Origin of the sequence: Limnohabitans sp. WS1, from assembly GCF_003063265.1 — a bacterium.
In the GTDB taxonomy this organism is placed as follows: Bacteria; Pseudomonadota; Gammaproteobacteria; order Burkholderiales; family Burkholderiaceae_C; genus Limnohabitans_A.
Genome location: NZ_NERU01000010.1, coordinates 48,056 through 62,560, shown reverse-complemented (window position 1 = coordinate 62,560; position 14,505 = coordinate 48,056). Strand labels below are relative to the sequence as shown.

At 60.1% G+C, this 14,505-nt stretch carries 17 protein-coding genes; 15 read left to right on the top strand and 2 right to left on the bottom strand.

The genetic code is table 11. The annotated features are described in order from the left end of the window. The first annotated feature begins 179 nt into the window (after positions 1–179). From adh to B9Z48_RS13205, 3 genes are all read left to right on the top strand, one after another. Positions 180–1,700 (top strand): aldehyde dehydrogenase, encoded by a 1,521-nt coding sequence (gene adh, locus B9Z48_RS13215; RefSeq protein ID WP_108378985.1) that lies wholly within the window; start codon positions 180–182, stop codon positions 1,698–1,700. Between the two features lie 73 nt (positions 1,701–1,773). Continuing rightward, positions 1,774–2,151, top strand: coding sequence for a DUF779 domain-containing protein (locus tag B9Z48_RS13210; protein WP_089952565.1), 378 nt, complete (start codon positions 1,774–1,776; stop codon positions 2,149–2,151). 100 nt (positions 2,152–2,251) lie between these two features. Beyond that, complete coding sequence (locus tag B9Z48_RS13205; RefSeq protein WP_089952029.1) at positions 2,252–2,668, top strand: BLUF domain-containing protein; 417 nt, start codon at positions 2,252–2,254, stop codon at positions 2,666–2,668. A gap of 9 nt (positions 2,669–2,677) precedes the next feature. On the opposite strand, the gene B9Z48_RS13200 is transcribed toward B9Z48_RS13205, so the two are convergent. Further along, on the bottom strand, positions 2,678–3,565 hold the full coding sequence (locus B9Z48_RS13200; RefSeq protein WP_089952027.1) for an alpha/beta fold hydrolase: 888 nt from the start codon (positions 3,563–3,565) through the stop codon (positions 2,678–2,680). A gap of 7 nt (positions 3,566–3,572) precedes the next feature. Continuing rightward, entirely contained in the window at positions 3,573–4,562 is a 990-nt protein-coding gene (locus B9Z48_RS13195; RefSeq protein WP_089952025.1) for a tripartite tricarboxylate transporter substrate binding protein, read from the bottom strand. A 116-nt stretch (positions 4,563–4,678) separates the two neighbouring features. Between B9Z48_RS13195 and B9Z48_RS13190 the strand changes: the two genes are divergently transcribed. The 12 genes from B9Z48_RS13190 to B9Z48_RS13135 all read left to right on the top strand — a co-directional run bounded on the left by B9Z48_RS13190 (position 4,679) and on the right by B9Z48_RS13135 (position 14,422). Beyond that, the gene (locus tag B9Z48_RS13190) at positions 4,679–5,647 is read left to right on the top strand and encodes a LysR family transcriptional regulator (RefSeq protein WP_108378983.1); all 969 of its coding nucleotides are present in this window, start codon (positions 4,679–4,681) and stop codon (positions 5,645–5,647) included. 47 nt (positions 5,648–5,694) lie between these two features. Further along, the gene (locus B9Z48_RS13185; RefSeq protein WP_108378981.1) at positions 5,695–6,060 is read left to right on the top strand and encodes a DUF2946 family protein; all 366 of its coding nucleotides are present in this window, start codon (positions 5,695–5,697) and stop codon (positions 6,058–6,060) included. A 132-nt stretch (positions 6,061–6,192) separates the two neighbouring features. After that, complete coding sequence (locus B9Z48_RS13180; protein WP_089952016.1) at positions 6,193–6,666, top strand: copper chaperone PCu(A)C; 474 nt, start codon at positions 6,193–6,195, stop codon at positions 6,664–6,666. 31 nt (positions 6,667–6,697) lie between these two features. After that, on the top strand, positions 6,698–7,096 hold the full coding sequence (locus B9Z48_RS13175; RefSeq protein ID WP_108378979.1) for a DUF2946 family protein: 399 nt from the start codon (positions 6,698–6,700) through the stop codon (positions 7,094–7,096). Positions 7,097–7,190: 94 nt separating this feature from the next. After that, positions 7,191–7,778 carry a cyclic nucleotide-binding domain-containing protein gene (locus tag B9Z48_RS13170; protein ID WP_146186281.1) on the top strand — a complete coding sequence of 196 codons (588 nt, stop codon included), beginning with the start codon at positions 7,191–7,193 and terminating at the stop codon, positions 7,776–7,778. A gap of 10 nt (positions 7,779–7,788) precedes the next feature. Then, positions 7,789–8,334 carry a copper chaperone PCu(A)C gene (locus B9Z48_RS13165; RefSeq protein ID WP_233261120.1) on the top strand — a complete coding sequence of 182 codons (546 nt, stop codon included), beginning with the start codon at positions 7,789–7,791 and terminating at the stop codon, positions 8,332–8,334. Between the two features lie 20 nt (positions 8,335–8,354). Then, positions 8,355–9,239: an MbnP family copper-binding protein gene (locus B9Z48_RS13160; protein WP_108378977.1), complete on the top strand. Its 885-nt coding sequence runs from the start codon at positions 8,355–8,357 to the stop codon at positions 9,237–9,239. 21 nt (positions 9,240–9,260) lie between these two features. Then, positions 9,261–10,409, top strand: coding sequence for a methanobactin export MATE transporter MbnM (locus B9Z48_RS13155; protein WP_108378975.1), 1,149 nt, complete (start codon positions 9,261–9,263; stop codon positions 10,407–10,409). 9 nt (positions 10,410–10,418) lie between these two features. Continuing rightward, positions 10,419–10,781, top strand: coding sequence for a DUF2946 family protein (locus B9Z48_RS13150; RefSeq protein WP_108379094.1), 363 nt, complete (start codon positions 10,419–10,421; stop codon positions 10,779–10,781). A gap of 91 nt (positions 10,782–10,872) precedes the next feature. Then, positions 10,873–12,990: a TonB-dependent siderophore receptor gene (locus B9Z48_RS13145; RefSeq protein ID WP_108378973.1), complete on the top strand. Its 2,118-nt coding sequence runs from the start codon at positions 10,873–10,875 to the stop codon at positions 12,988–12,990. 54 nt (positions 12,991–13,044) lie between these two features. Beyond that, positions 13,045–13,926 (top strand): DJ-1/PfpI family protein, encoded by an 882-nt coding sequence (locus B9Z48_RS13140; protein WP_199233521.1) that lies wholly within the window; start codon positions 13,045–13,047, stop codon positions 13,924–13,926. A gap of 133 nt (positions 13,927–14,059) precedes the next feature. Continuing rightward, positions 14,060–14,422, top strand: coding sequence for a DUF2946 family protein (locus tag B9Z48_RS13135; protein ID WP_108378971.1), 363 nt, complete (start codon positions 14,060–14,062; stop codon positions 14,420–14,422). Positions 14,423–14,505: the final 83 nt, after the last annotated feature.

Genomic DNA, 14,505 nt, shown 5'->3' with positions numbered 1-14,505 from the left:
TTTGCCGTGCCACATTGACGCAGTGTCACAAGCGAGCGCATGGGCCGTGAACGCTCAGTTCAGAAGTTGCTTCACGTTGGCGCAAAAAGACAGGTTTTGGGCATGTTTCAGGGTTGGCACGGTTGCTGCGAAAAGAAAGGCACGTCAAGCAAGACGTTTAACCTTTTCAGGAAACTCTCATGATTTACGCAGCACCCGGCACCGCAGACGCCAAAGTTCAATATAAAGCCCGTTACGACAACTTCATCGGTGGCCAATTTGTGGCCCCGGTCAAAGGCCAATACTTCGATGTGATCACGCCCATCAGTGGCAAGGTCTACACACAAGCTGCACGCTCTGACGCGGCCGACATCGAGCTGGCGCTGGACGCCGCACACGCCGCCGCCGACGCTTGGGGCAAGACCGATGCCGCCACCCGCGCCAACATCCTGCTGAAAATTGCCGACCGCATTGAAGCCAATCTGGAAATGTTGGCTTACGCCGAAACCGTGGACAACGGCAAAGCGATTCGCGAAACGCTCAACGCCGACATTCCGCTGACGGTGGACCACTTCCGTTACTTCGCCGGTTGCCTGCGTGCGCAAGAAGGCGCACTGTCCAACATCGACGAGAACACCGTGGCCTATCACTTCCAGGAACCCCTGGGCGTGGTCGGTCAGATCATTCCTTGGAACTTCCCCATCTTGATGGCGGCCTGGAAACTGGCCCCCGCCATTGGTGCGGGCAACTGCGTGGTTTTGAAGCCCGCCGAGTCCACCCCCATCTCGATCATGATCATGGCTGAGCTGATCGCCGACTTGTTGCCCCCTGGTGTGCTCAACATCGTCAACGGCTATGGCCGCGAAGCCGGCATGCCACTGGCCACCAGCAAGCGCATCGCCAAGATCGCCTTCACAGGTTCGACCTCCACAGGCCGTGTGATCGCCCAAGCCGCTGCCAACAACCTGATCCCCGCCACGCTCGAACTCGGCGGCAAGTCGCCCAACATTTTCTTTGCCGACATCATGGACAAAGACGACGGCTTCCTCGACAAAGCCATCGAAGGTTTGGTCTTGTTCGCGTTCAACCAAGGTGAGGTTTGCACCTGCCCATCGCGTGCCTTGATCCAAGAAAGCATCTACGACAAGTTCATGGAGCGTGTCTTGAAGCGCGTGGCCGCCATCAAACACCAAAACCCACTCGACACCGACAGCATGATGGGCGCACAAGCGTCCAAAGAGCAGCTGACCAAAATCTTGTCTTACCTGGACTTGGGCAAGCAAGAAGGCGCTGAAGTCTTGGCCGGCGGTGAACAAGCCCATTTGGGTGGTGACCTCGAAGGCGGCTACTACGTGCAGCCCACCTTGTTCAAAGGCCACAACAAAATGCGCATCTTCCAAGAAGAGGTCTTTGGCCCCGTGTTGGCCGTGACCACCTTCAAGGACGAAGCCGAAGCCCTGGAAATCGCCAACGACACTTTGTATGGTTTGGGCGCTGGCGTGTGGAGCCGCAACGGCAACGTGGCCTACCGCATGGGTCGCGCCATCAAGGCCGGTCGTGTGTGGACCAACTGCTACCACGCTTACCCCGCACACGCTGCGTTTGGTGGCTACAAAGAGTCCGGCATCGGCCGCGAAACCCACAAGGTCATGCTCGACCACTACCAGCAAACCAAGAACCTCTTGGTCAGCTACAGCGAGAGCAAACTGGGTTTCTTCTGATCGATTGAATCGGTCATCCTCACAGGGGCGGAGCAATCCGCCCCTTTTTGTCTTGGCATGTCAGGAGATGAACATGGTTGAACGTGTGGTGGTCACGCCCGAAGCGCTGGCCTTGATCGATGAACTCAAAGCCCAATACGGCGAACTGATGTTTCACCAAAGCGGCGGCTGCTGCGACAACAGCGCTGCCAATTGTTATTTGCCCACCGACCTGACGATTGGGCCTTACGACGTGTTGTTGGGCCATGTGGGTGGGGTGCCGTTTTATATCAGCAAATCGCAGTACGAGTATTGGAAACACACGCAGTTGATCCTGGATGTGATCGAAGGCTCGGGCGGCACCTTTTCGCTGGAAGGCAACACCGGCAAAGCGTTTCACACCCGCTCGCGCCTGTTCACCGACGAAGAGTGGGCCGCCATCGAGCCGCAGGTGATACGCGATTTGGCCTGAGTCGTATTCGCCCTTGGTATGCAAATGTGTAAGAGCCAGCGTTTTGTAAGGCAGGCATCAAGACCGTCGACAAAAATACCCGGTTGGTCTTGGAGCCCCTATGTTGGAACGCTTGGTTTATCGCTCAAAAGCCACCCACAAATTGGGCAGCTTGCATTTGTTCAATTTGCTGGTGCAGTGCCGCAAGCGCAACCTGAGCTTGGGCATCACGGGGCATTTGCTCTACACCGAGGAAATTTTTGTTCAGTGCATCGAAGGCCCCTCTGGCTCGATCGATGCTTTGTGGAAAAGCCTCCAACGCGATGAGCGGCACCACAACGTAGAACTGCTAGGGCGAGGCCCCATCACCGACCGGCAGTTTGTAGATTGGGCCATGGCCTTTTCTTCCTATGCGCACTACGACAAATACGACATTCCCGGTTTTTTCCCGGTAGATGAGGCGGGCATGGGTGAGGCTGCCCAGCGCTGTTTTGAGCTGGCACTTGAGTTGACCCGATGCCATGCGCTATCCGATTGAGGAAGGACGTCACGCTCCTGCGTGGCTGGTCTGAGCCACTGGCAAGCCGCCAAGCTGGTTCAAAAATGCCAAGCTTCTTTGGTTGAATTCAGCCGGATTGTCCCGAGCAGCACCATGTCCGGCGCTGCTGATGCGTCCGGTGTGTGCCTGTGTCATCACACGGCAAAGGTTGTTGTAGACGGCCTCGTGAATGGCCGGGGTCTGATCACCCGCCAGCAACAGAGTGGGTGTGCGGATGGCCCGAATGTCATCGGGCGTGATCATGGGAAATTCGTCGCTGGAGAGTGTCAGCATGCGGATGGACGCTGCGTTTTGCAAACGCCGATCGATGGCAGCATGGGGCAATTGACGCATGGTCTGGGCACCCACGATGCCGCCCGTCAGCAGCAGTGCGCCGCGCTCGGTGTCACCCGACAGGAAGGCTTGTCGGGCGGGCTCTCGCACTTCGCGCTCGAATGTGGCCAGGGCCATGCGACCGGCTTCGCTGCGCTCGGCCCAGCGCAGCATGGGCGGCTCCAACAAGACCATGGCCCGCACGCGGGAAGGGTGCCGATGGGCCAGCGCCAAGGCGGTGAAGGCCCCGTAGGACGAACCCACCAGCACCGCCGATGGAATGCCCCAGGCATCGAGCAATTGCAGGAGGTCGTCGGCCTCGACCAGGGCCGAATGGTCAGGCTGAGCTTGGTTGTTTCGGTTGGGCCAGTTGTAGCGGCGGCTGTAGGCAATGCAGCGAAATTGCGACGTGAATGCGGACCATTGGGGTGCCCAGGTTCGCCAGTCGCCCAAGACCCCATGCAAAAACACCAAGGGTGGCCCAGACCCCGCCTCGACATGGTGAAACTCCAGCCCGTTGGACAAAACGGTTCGCTGCGGGGTTTCTTGTTCAATATCCTGCATGGGTAACTTACTCCAGCTTCATGCCTGTGGCCAGTTCCCGGTAGCGGGCATCTTCGGCCAGCAAAAAGCGCCCGAACTCGGCCGGTGGCGCAAACGGGACCGAGGTGTCACCGGACTTGGCACGGCGTTCAACGTAGGCCGCATCCGTCAGGACGGCTTTGACCGCCTGGCTCAGGCGGTTCACCACAGCGGGCGGCAAACCGGATGGCCCTGCAATACCGGCCCAAATCTCGGTCACCACGCCTTCAAACCCGGGTGTTTCGCCCAAGGTGGGCAAATCGCTGGCTTGGGGTACTCGTTTGTCAGACAACACGCCAAGCCATGTCAATTTGCCTGCCTTCACATGGTGCAGAACACCGGGCAAGGCCACAACGGCCAAGTCGATCTGACCGGCCAGTAAGTCATTCAAAATGGGCGCACCCCCTTTGTAAGGTACAGCCAACAGATCAATTTTGGCGGCCCTCTCCATGGCCACGGTGGCAAATGCCTGAAGCGATGCATTGCCCGTGACGCCCACACTCAAGCCCTGGCTTTTTTGTTTGGCCAGGGCCAGCATTTGCGCCGCCGTGGTGGCTCCCAAATTGTTGCGTGCCACCAGCGTCATGGGGGTGCTGCCGACTTTGGCGATCGGACTGAAGTCCTTGGCGCTGTAACCGGCGGTTTTGAGGGCGATGGGGGTGACCACCATGTCACTGGTGGTCCCAAAAAGCAGGGTGTAACCATCGGCTTGGGCCCGCAGGACCTTCTGCGCTGCCAATGCGCCCGAGGCCCCACCGAGGTTTTCCACCACCACCGATTGCCCCAAGTGTTTGCCCAGTTCGTCGGCAAAGGAGCGTGCCAGGTTGTCAGCGGCACCCCCTGCAGCGTTGGGCACGACCAGGGTCACCGGGCGTTGCGGGTAGGCGGCTTGGGCGCTGGATGGCATGTGCCAGACCAAGGGGGTTAAGGCCAATGCAGCGCACAGAGCGCGGCGTGACCAAGTGGTTGGGTGCGGCATGTCAGTCTCCTTTTTATTTGGGCAGGAATGGGTCTTCGAAAAAACCGATTGTGGCGGCCACAATTCAGACAATGATCAATAATTGGCTTCACCTATAAGCATTTCAAATACCTTCTATGAGCTTGATCACGGCCACAGTGCTGATGAACCGTCTGCAAGCGAAGGCCAAGTTGCGGCACTTGCAAGTACTGGTGATGCTGGGTGAACTGCACAGCGTCAAAAAGACGGCCGAGAGCGTTGGTTTGAGTCAACCGGCTGTGAGCCAATTGCTGGCCGACTTGGAGTCTCTGCTCGATGTCGCCTTGTTTGACCGTTTGGCGCGAGGGGTTCAGCCCACGCCTGCCGGACGCGAACTCATCCCAATGGCCGCACGCATTCTCGAAACCATGGCCCAGGCCACCGAGGCTTTGACTGCGCTCAAGTTACAGGGCAGTGGGTCTGTGCGCATCGCGGCGATTGCTGGCGCCATCAGCGGTTTTTTGAGTCAGGCCATACCCGCCTTCAGCTTGGCACACCCGCATATCCAGCTGCATGTGATGGAGACAGGTTCGACGGAATGGGCCCTCTTATTGGCAAGAGGAGACATCGATTTGGCCGTTTGCCGCGAGCCCCGGACACCACCCCAAGGCTGTCGGTTTTGGCCCCTGATGCCAGATCGCTTTGTCATCGCCTGTGGCCCACAACACCCCTTGCTGCGACGCAAGGCCTTGAACTGGCCCGACTTGTTCAGGCGTACATGGCTGCCCCCGCCCGTGGGGACCTCGGCCCGCACCGTGTTCGATCAACTGATGAACGAGCACGAGGTGCAAGCCCCCCTGTCTTCGGTGGTGACCCGCGTTTCCAGCTTGACTTGGGCCATGCTCAAGCAACAGCACTTGCTCACCTTGGTGCCCTTTGGTGTGGTGCGTCAGTGGGTGGACGCAGGTGAATTGGCGGTGATGGAACCCCCCGCACCCTTGCCCTTCACGCCCGTGGGTTTGGTGATGCCCCAAGAAGGATTGAGCAGTGCTGCTCAGACTTTTGCTGACTTTGTTGCCAGCCTTCAGGGTCCAGCCCAAGAGCAGGACGCGCAAGCCTTGGCATGAGACGCCAATGCTCAAGTTGAGTGCGTCGATGTCATAATCAACGCCTTATGTACTTCTTGCAATCCCTGCGCAACGCCCACCACCTCACCCGCCTCGTGCTGGTGTGGTTTGTGTTGTTTGTGGGGGTGGCCGTGGCTTCGCCGCTGGTCAACCCCGAGGGTGTGCAACTGGTGTGCACCACAGCGGGCAGCGTCAAGTTGCTCCAGCTCGATGCCGATGGCGAGGAAGCGCAAAGCAGCCACCAAGGCCTGCACTGCCCCTTGTGTTTGCCGGTGGCAGCGCCCCCGGTGGTGTCGGTTTCAGCGCCAGTCCATGTCGGGCTGTCTCATGCGCTGCGTCCCCTAGAGCAGGCCCGGCTGGCCTCGCTCATTGGCCTGCCTTGGCAGGCCCGCGCTCCCCCCTCATTTTCTTGATCACGGCAGCTGTTTGACGGCCAAGTGCGGCGTGTCCGCATGCGCCGGTCCCCCTGCCCGAGATCCGGTGCGCTGGCTTGCAAGCGTCGCCACACCCCTTTTCCCTTGTGTCTTTTTTAACTGGAGTTCGCCATGAAACGCGTTGTTGTCTCTTTTGCCGTCCTGATGTCGGCCCTGTTCAGCCAGGCCCAAGCCCAAGTCACCGTGAAGGACGCTTGGGTGCGTGCCACCGTGGCGCAACAAAAAGCCACAGGTGCTTTCATGCAGCTGCAGTCGGCGCAAGACGCCAAACTGATCTCGGCCCAGTCGCCAGTGGCGGGTGTGGTTGAGGTGCACGAGATGGCCATGGACGGCGGCGTCATGAAAATGCGTGCAGTGCCCAGCCTGGCCTTGCCCGCTGGCAAAGCCGTCGAGCTCAAGCCTGGTGGTTACCACGTCATGCTGATGGACCTCAAGGGTCAGGTCAAAGACGGTGACACCGTGCCCGTGACGCTGGTGGTCGAAGGCCAAGACGGCAAGCGCCAGAACATCGAGATCAAGGCCTCTGCCCGCATGGCCGCCGCACCCGCCATGAAGCATGGCGAAGGCAAGATGCACAAGCATTGAGCTGACGGCTTGACCCTCGACTGACCTTTCAATGACCTGGACTTCTGCCCAACTGCGCAGGCTCAGCCTGTGGCTGCTGTGCGCGATGCTGCTGGCGGCTTTGGCCCCCACGGTCTCGCGTGCGCGGGCCTGGAGCCAGGGCAGCGCCGTGCCATGGATGGCGGTGTGCACCACCGAGGGCACACCACAGACGGCGCTCAACCAACAGGGCCATGCACAGAGCGACGAAGGTTCTGTGCCGACTGCTGCCATGCTCGACCATTGCGCTTTGTGCGTGCTGGCCAGCGACCGCATGGCGCCCCCGCCCACCCCCTTGGCGTGGCAGGCATTGCCACAAGTGCTGCCCTTGTTGGCGCAGTTGGATCCACACATGCCTCAAGCCGTCCCCCGCTGGACGGTCCACTCCCGCGCCCCGCCTGCCCACGCCTGAAGTCAGCCGTGGCAGGTCGGGCCATGCCCGCCTGCTGTTTGCCAAGAGCCTGTTTTCAAGCAGGTGTTCTGGCCCATTCAGTCAGGAGCAGAGTGTGCAATTTTTAAATCAAATTCCGGTGGGTGAACCCATCAGCGTGAGCCGTGGCCAAAGCTTGTTGGCCGCAGGCGGTGTCGGCCCCGTGTGGCGCGTGACCCAAGGTGTTTTCAAGCTGGAGCGCCAGGGCCAGGATGGCCAAATTCTGGTGCAACTGGCCCAGGCCGGTGACCTGATCGGCGTGGAGTCGCTGTGTGCCGAGCCTTATGCCTTCACGGCCGTGGCCTTGGTGGCTGCGCAAGCACAGCCGCTTGCGGCTGGCCAAGACCTGGACCGTTACACCACCATGACGCAGGGCTTCATGCAGCAGCAACGCCAGACCTGCGACATGCACCGTTTGCGCACGGGGTCGATCGTGCAGCGCCTGGCCTATTTGTTGACCGTGTTGGGCAAACAGGCCGATGGCCGTGTGTTGACCGTGCAGCGCAAAGAACTGCCCACGCTCAAAGAAATGGCCCGCGTGGTCGACTCCACCTTCGAGACGGTGTGCCGCGAACTCAACACCTTGCTGCCCGAACGCAAGCAGCCTCGCCTGCGCGTGCCCAGCGTGTGGGCGGTGGGCCAGCCCTTTGCCATGGCTGCCTGAAAGGTCTGGTATGCAACAAGTGATTTTCAGGTTCTGGCAAAGCGCTCAAAAAACCGGCTTTGGCCTGGGTTTTGTGGTGGGCGGCTTGTTCATGGGGCTGGTGGCCCTGGCGTTGTTGGGCATGGGCTCTGCCCAAGCGCACGACTTTCGCCAAGGCGATGTGGTCATGGACCACCCCTACGCCACGCCCAGCCTGGCAGGCACGACCACCGGCGCGGTGTATTTCAAGTCCATCCGCAACAAAGGCAAAACGCCTGACCGTTTGTTGTCGGCCCGCACCGCCGTGGCTGCTCGGGTCGAAATCCACCACATGCAGATGGACGGCAACGTCATGCGCATGCGCCAAGTGCCTGCCTTGGAGCTGCCCGCGCAAACCGAAGTGTCCTTGCGGCACGGCGGCGCAGGCACGCACCACCTGATGCTGCTGGACATGGTCAAACCCCTCCAAGACGGTGACCGCTTCGATCTGGAGCTGGTCTTTGAAAAAGCAGGCACCCGGCGTGTGAACGTCTGGGTGCAAACACCGCGTGCAGGTGCGCCTGCGCACAAGCATTGATTTTTGAACTGGAGAACACGATGAAAAATCTTTTCACCCTGACGGCATTGGCCTTGACCGTGAGCGCCTGCAGCACCTTGCACAGCCCACCCACTTCCCAAGCCGTTGAGCTGAAGTTTGCTGCCCAAATCAACGGCCAGCCCTTTGCCTGCGGCCAGCGTTACGAAGGCGTGGGCAGCACGCGTTCGACCATCACGCCCAGCGACTTTCGCATGTACGTGAGCGAGGTCAAGCTGGTGCGCCAAGACGGCAGCACCGTACCCGTGCAACTCGCGCAAGACGGCGTGTGGCAACAGCAATCGGTGGCGCTGCTGGACTTTGAAAACGGCGCAGGCCCTTGCCGCAATGGCACTGAAGCCACCAACACCAGCGTGCGTGGTCAAGTGCCTGCGGGTGAGTACACCGGGGTGGAACTCACCGTGGGCGTGCCCTTTGCACAAAACCACCAAGACCCCACGGTCGCCCCCGCGCCGCTCAACTCCACAGCCATGTTCTGGAACTGGCAAGGCGGCTACAAGTTCATCAAGTTCGACACCGCCAGCAGCGGCATCAGCACAGACAAACCCGCAGCAGCCAACGCCATGGGCCCGGTCACGCGCTACTCGGTGCACCTGGGCAGCACGGCATGCGCGGGCGAGAGCAAAACCCAGGCCCCCAGCGCTTGCCAAAACCCCAACCGCATGACGGTGCGTTTCGAGGGCTTTGACCTGCGCAAAAACACCGTGGTGGCCGACATGGGCGCGGTGCTGGCACAGGCCAATGTGGACGTCAACGCCAAAGGCACATCGCCCGGCTGCATGAGCTTCCCCAAAGACGGCGACTGCCCACCTGTGATGCAGGCGCTGGGTCTGGCCTATGACGGCGTGGCCGCTGCAGGCCCTCAACGCCTTTTGTCCAAGCGCTGATCTGCACCCCAGAGCTCGGCCATGAACCCTTTGCGCAAAACCCTGAGCACCTGCCTGCTGGCCTTGGCTGGCTGGGCTGTGCTCACGGGCAGTTCCACAGACGTTTTTCATTGGGACCTGCCTGCCTGGGTGCCACGCCCTGTGGTGCCCGCAGACAACCCGATGAGTGCGGCCAAGGTCGAGCTGGGGCGGCACCTGTTTTACGACCAACGCCTGTCGGCTGACAGCAGCATGTCGTGCGCCACCTGCCACCACCAGGACAAAGCCTTCACCGATGGATTGGCCGTGGCCAAGGGCGTGACCGGGCAAGCGGGGCAACGCAGTGCCATGGCGCTGGCCAATGTGGCCTATCTGCCTGTGCTGACTTGGGCCAACCCCAACCTCACGGCTTTGGAGGTGCAGTCGCTCATTCCGCTGTTTGGTGAGCACCCGGTCGAGATGGGCATGGCAGGGCGAGAGAAAGAACTGTTTGCACGCCTGCAAGCCGATGCGCGTTACCGCGACTTGTTTGCCAAAGCCTTTCCGGTCGAAGCCGCAAAAGGCAGCGAGGCTTTGTATTCGCTGGGCACTCTGACCAAGGCGTTGGCCAGTTTTCAGCGCAGCCTGCTCTCGTTTGACAGCCCGTATGACCGCTACAAATACGGCGGCCAGCCCACGGCCATATCCCCAGCGGCCAAGCGCGGAGAAAGCCTGTTCTTTGGCGAAAAGATGGAGTGCTACCACTGCCACGGCAGCTTCACCTTCACCGACAACATCCGCCACAGCAAGCTGCCATTGGCCGAGCGCGGCTTTCACAACACAGGCTTGCACAACCTGGATGGCCGGGGTGCTTACCCCGCAGACAACCCGGGCATCAGCGAGTTCACGGGCGACGCCGATGACATGGGCAAGTTCCGCACGCCCAGCCTGCGCAACATTGCGCTGACTGCGCCCTACATGCACGACGGCTCGATGGCCACGCTCGACCAAGTCATCCGCGCACACTACGCGCAGGCCGGCCGCGCAGGTGGTACGGCCAACGGGCCCAGCCCCTTGCGCAGTTCATTGATCGGGGGCTTCGAGGTCAGCGAGCAAGAAGTCAGCGACCTGGTCGCTTTCTTGAACACCTTGACCGACCAAACCTTTGTTCACAACCCTCGCCACGCGAATCCGTGGGCTGTCAGTCGCTGAGGCATGGACATGCACCGTTCACACCCCTTCTTTCGCTCACTGAGCCGCCTCGTGCTGGTTGGGTACATGTTGTTTGTGGGCGTTTCGGTTTTGGCCGCCACGCTGCAGCCCAAAACCATGGACGTGGTGTGTTCCACCATGGGCATCATGAAGGTGGTGGTGCAAGGCGAGGGTGACGCCGCCCCCTTGAGCAGCAGCATGGACTGCCCGCTGTGCGCTCACGCCACACCCGCATTGCCGCCGCCCACGGTGGCAGCCTTGGCCCATGTGCCAGATGCACGCGCGTACATCGTGCAAGCCTTGCCCGAGGCGCTGCTGCTGGCCCGCACTGCGCCGCCACTGCCTTCTCGCGGGCCGCCTGACCTGATCTGAACGCCGCAAGGCGATTTGTCTCCACCCGAATTGATTGGGTGATGTCTTTTTGCGTGCTGTTTTTTCTTGCACACACAGATCTTGTCAGAACATGAAAACAAAACTGAACTTCTCCACCGTGGCCATGGCCGCATCGGCTTGCTGCGCCGCTTTAGCGCAAGCCCAAACTCAAACCATCGAAGTCACGGCTGACAAAGACCGATATCAGCCAGCCTTGACGCAAGCCGCCACCCGCTCAGCGGTGCCTGTTGAGCAAGTGCCTCAGTCGATCGTGAGCATTCCGCGTTCGGTCATCGAGGACCAGGGCAGCAAAACGGTTTCGGACGCCTTGCGCAATGTCAGCAATGTGAATGAAATCGATCCACGCGACAGCAACAACGTGGGCTTCAAAATCCGCGGTTTCAATGCGGCCATGGTGGTCGATGGTGTCTCGGTGCCAGGTTGGTTCCAAAACCAGGAGAGCCTGGTGGGCGTTCAGCAAATGGATGTGATCAAAGGCCCGGCCGGTGGCCTCTACGGCAGCGGCCAGGCGATTGGCAATTATTCGACGGTGGGCGGCACGATTGCCGTGACGACCAAAGACCCTGTTGCCAAGGCCTCGCGTGAAGTGGGTGTCAAGTTGGGTAACTTTGGCCGCCGCAATGCGCACGTTGATTTGAACCAGCCGATCAACGAGGCGTGGGCGTTTCGGGTCAACGGCGAGCATGACCGCTCTGACAGCGAAACCCAAGGCGTGTTCTTCCGAAAATCGGCTTTGAATCCGAGTCTGTCTTGGTCGCCCGATGCCAAAACCAAAGTGGTCATCAAGGCCCGCATGCTGGACAACACCACGGTGGATTATTCGGGCTTGCCCCGCGCCAGCGCCTCGGCCACCGAGCCTGCTGCAGGCGTAGGCCGAAGCACCTTTGTCACGGCCACGGGCTTGCCCGACACCACACAAAAGTCACGCGGTCTGAATGTGCAGTGGACGCAAGTCTTGAACAATGACTGGACCTTGAAGGCGCTGGCCGCACACAACACCGCAGAAGTGGATCAGCGAGGGGTGTTTCCATTCCCTTATGGCAGCGAAGGCCAGTACGGCAGTGGTTTTGGCTCCAACGTGGTCTTGAGTGGTGCCCGTCTGTGGGAAAAGCTCACATCGAACACGGTTCAACTCAGTTTGGCGACGGCCATCCAGTCGGGCAAGGCGCTGCACCGTGTCAGCTTGGGTCTGGACCGCGATGAGACTCGCGACGATGGCTTCATGGCCTTCGCCAATATGCCGTTTGTGATGACCGATTTGACCGGCAATGTGCGTCCAGCTTGGGGCGAGCCTGCTGTGCCTGCTGCGGCCAATCAGCAACAAAACCGCAGCACTTCGACTGTGGTTTATGTCCAAGACCAAATTCAAGTGGGTTCCTGGCACCTGCATGGCAGCTTGCGCCATACACGCACCGAGGCCAAAGATTTGTATGCGGATTGGGGTATCAACAACCAAAGCACCAACAACAAAGTCACGCCACGTTTCGGTGCCGTTTTTGACGCCAGTGAAGTCGTCTCGTTCTTTGGTGGATACAGCAAGATGTCTCGCGTGCCCTTTGGATCTCAGTTCAGTGTGGCGCCCAAAATGGAAGAGGCCGAGCAAAAAGAACTGGGTTTTCGCATCAAGGGCTGGCAGGGTTTGAGCGCCACAGCTGCTTTGTTTGACATCCAACGCAAGAACGCCGCCGTGGCTGACCCCGACCCCCTCAAGCCGGGATTTTCTGTACAAACGGGTGTTCAGCAAGCCAAAGGCCTCGATGTGGACGTGCGCTGGCAAGCCACACCTTCACTGGCCTGGATTGCGGCCTATACGCACCAAACTGCAGAAATCACGCAAGACACCAATGCCGCTTGGGTGGGCAAGCGCCTGTTCAATGTGCCTGAACAAACACTGCGCGTGGCAGCACGTTACGACGTGCGACAAGGCGAGTGGCGTGGCCTGGGACTGGGCTTGGGCGCGTCGCATCGCTCCAACCTGGCTGGTGACACCAGCAACACCTTCTTGATGCCCGCGGTCACCTTGTGGGATGCACAGGCCAGTTACAAACGCGGCGACATCCAGTACAGCGCCAGCATCAGCAACCTGCTCAACAAACAGTATTACGCGCCCATGGCCTATTTTGGTGGTGGCCAAGTCGTACCCGGTTTGCCGCGCAGCCTGGTGGTGGGCATCAGCACGAAATTCTGATTCATCCACCACGCCACAGGAGGGGGCATCCGCAAGGGTGCCCCTTGAACTCTCATGAACCGTCGTTATTTCTCTCGTTTGTTGTCCTGGCCCTCTGTGGTGCTGGGCTACTCGGCCGTGCAAACGTCCCAAGCGTTGGCCAAGCCCGCTGCCGTGCAAGCGCCCTCGAAGCAAGCTGCTGACGAGCACCACTTGGCCACCATGGACCGTTACGCGCCTCTCATTGGCGGTCCCAAAATCACCATCGGCATGTTGGTTTATCCAGGCATGTTTTTGCAGGATTTGGTCGGGCCCTTGACCGTGTTCGAGGCCTTGATGAACAAGGAAATCCACCTGCTCTGGAAAGATCTGGAGCCCGTGGGCAATGAAAGCCCGGGGCCTGCCGCGCTCATTCCGGTCAAACCCACCACCACCTTCGCGCAATGCCCCGAGCAGCTGGACGTGTTGTTTGTGCCGGGTGGCGTGCCGGGCACCTTCACCATGATGGAAGACCCGGAAGTCCTGGCCTTTCTCAAGGCCAAAGGTCAAACCGCCCGCTATGTGACCAGCGTGTGCACCGGCTCCTTGATTTTGGGGGCAGCGGGTTTGCTCAAGGGCTACAAAGCCACCTCGTATTGGGACACCCGCGATGTGCTCAAGGAGTTGGGTGCCATTCCCACGCGGGGCCGCATTGTGGTGGACCGCAATCGCATCACAGGCGGCGGCGTGACGGCCGGGATCGACTTTGGCCTCAAGTTGGTGGCACTGCTGAAAAGCCGGGTCTATGCCGAGGCGGTGCAGTTGTACCTGGAGTACGACCCGCAGCCTCCCTTCAATGCCGGTTCGCCCGAAAAAGCGCAGCCACTGGCCAGACAGTTCTTGAAAGACATGTTTGCCGGGATGCGTGCCAATGCGTTGGCGACAGCCAAGAGGGCGATGCAAAGGCTGGGTGCGTGAAGTTCATTCAGGGTGGCATGCCCCAACATCGCCATCTTCATGTGTGCGTTACCGCGATGAACTTGCCGCATAACAATCGTGGTCAATTTGATTTGGATCATTTCAAGTAGGTCGTTTTGCGATAATCCACGCCATGTTTTTCCAACGCCCATTCCTGCGCCAACTGAGCCGCCTCGTGCTGGTTTGGTACGTGCTGTTTGTGGGTGTGTCGGTTTTGGCCGCCACGCTGCAGCCCAAAACCATGGATGTTGTGTGTTCCGCCATGGGCATCATGAAGGTGGTGGTGCAAGGCGAGGGTGAGGCCACCCCAGTGAGCAGCAGCATGGAATGCCCTCTGTGCGCCCACGCCACACCCGCATTGCCGCCGCCCACGGTGGCGGCTTTGGCCCATATGCACGATGCTCGCGCGTACATCGTGCAAGCCTTGCCCGAGGCGCTGCTGTTGGCCCGCAGTGCGCCGCCTTTGCCTTCTCGTGGGCCGCCTGTTTTTAATTGATCCACACCTTCGCACGCTGAGCCCACCTTGGGTGGTCGGCGGCTGTTGTAGCCCTTGGCCTGAATGGCCGATGGCGACCGATC

What these genes read in the sequence shown, in the direction of transcription:
- B9Z48_RS13175 (WP_108378979.1), top strand. Translation starts at nt 6,698, where the DNA reads ATGACCTGGACTTCTGCCCAACTGCGCAGGCTCAGCCTGTGGCTGCTG.
- B9Z48_RS13195 (WP_089952025.1), bottom strand. Translation starts at nt 4,562, where the DNA reads ATGCCGCACCCAACCACTTGGTCACGCCGCGCTCTGTGCGCTGCATTG.
- B9Z48_RS13165 (WP_233261120.1), top strand. Translation starts at nt 7,789, where the DNA reads ATGCAACAAGTGATTTTCAGGTTCTGGCAAAGCGCTCAAAAAACCGGC.
- B9Z48_RS13140 (WP_199233521.1), top strand. Translation starts at nt 13,045, where the DNA reads ATGAACCGTCGTTATTTCTCTCGTTTGTTGTCCTGGCCCTCTGTGGTG.
- B9Z48_RS13145 (WP_108378973.1), top strand. Translation starts at nt 10,873, where the DNA reads ATGAAAACAAAACTGAACTTCTCCACCGTGGCCATGGCCGCATCGGCT.
- B9Z48_RS13210 (WP_089952565.1), top strand. Translation starts at nt 1,774, where the DNA reads ATGGTTGAACGTGTGGTGGTCACGCCCGAAGCGCTGGCCTTGATCGAT.
- B9Z48_RS13150 (WP_108379094.1), top strand. Translation starts at nt 10,419, where the DNA reads ATGCACCGTTCACACCCCTTCTTTCGCTCACTGAGCCGCCTCGTGCTG.
- B9Z48_RS13205 (WP_089952029.1), top strand. Translation starts at nt 2,252, where the DNA reads ATGTTGGAACGCTTGGTTTATCGCTCAAAAGCCACCCACAAATTGGGC.
- B9Z48_RS13200 (WP_089952027.1), bottom strand. Translation starts at nt 3,565, where the DNA reads ATGCAGGATATTGAACAAGAAACCCCGCAGCGAACCGTTTTGTCCAAC.
- B9Z48_RS13180 (WP_089952016.1), top strand. Translation starts at nt 6,193, where the DNA reads ATGAAACGCGTTGTTGTCTCTTTTGCCGTCCTGATGTCGGCCCTGTTC.
- B9Z48_RS13190 (WP_108378983.1), top strand. Translation starts at nt 4,679, where the DNA reads ATGAGCTTGATCACGGCCACAGTGCTGATGAACCGTCTGCAAGCGAAG.
- adh (WP_108378985.1), top strand. Translation starts at nt 180, where the DNA reads ATGATTTACGCAGCACCCGGCACCGCAGACGCCAAAGTTCAATATAAA.
- B9Z48_RS13135 (WP_108378971.1), top strand. Translation starts at nt 14,060, where the DNA reads ATGTTTTTCCAACGCCCATTCCTGCGCCAACTGAGCCGCCTCGTGCTG.
- B9Z48_RS13185 (WP_108378981.1), top strand. Translation starts at nt 5,695, where the DNA reads ATGTACTTCTTGCAATCCCTGCGCAACGCCCACCACCTCACCCGCCTC.
- B9Z48_RS13155 (WP_108378975.1), top strand. Translation starts at nt 9,261, where the DNA reads ATGAACCCTTTGCGCAAAACCCTGAGCACCTGCCTGCTGGCCTTGGCT.
- B9Z48_RS13160 (WP_108378977.1), top strand. Translation starts at nt 8,355, where the DNA reads ATGAAAAATCTTTTCACCCTGACGGCATTGGCCTTGACCGTGAGCGCC.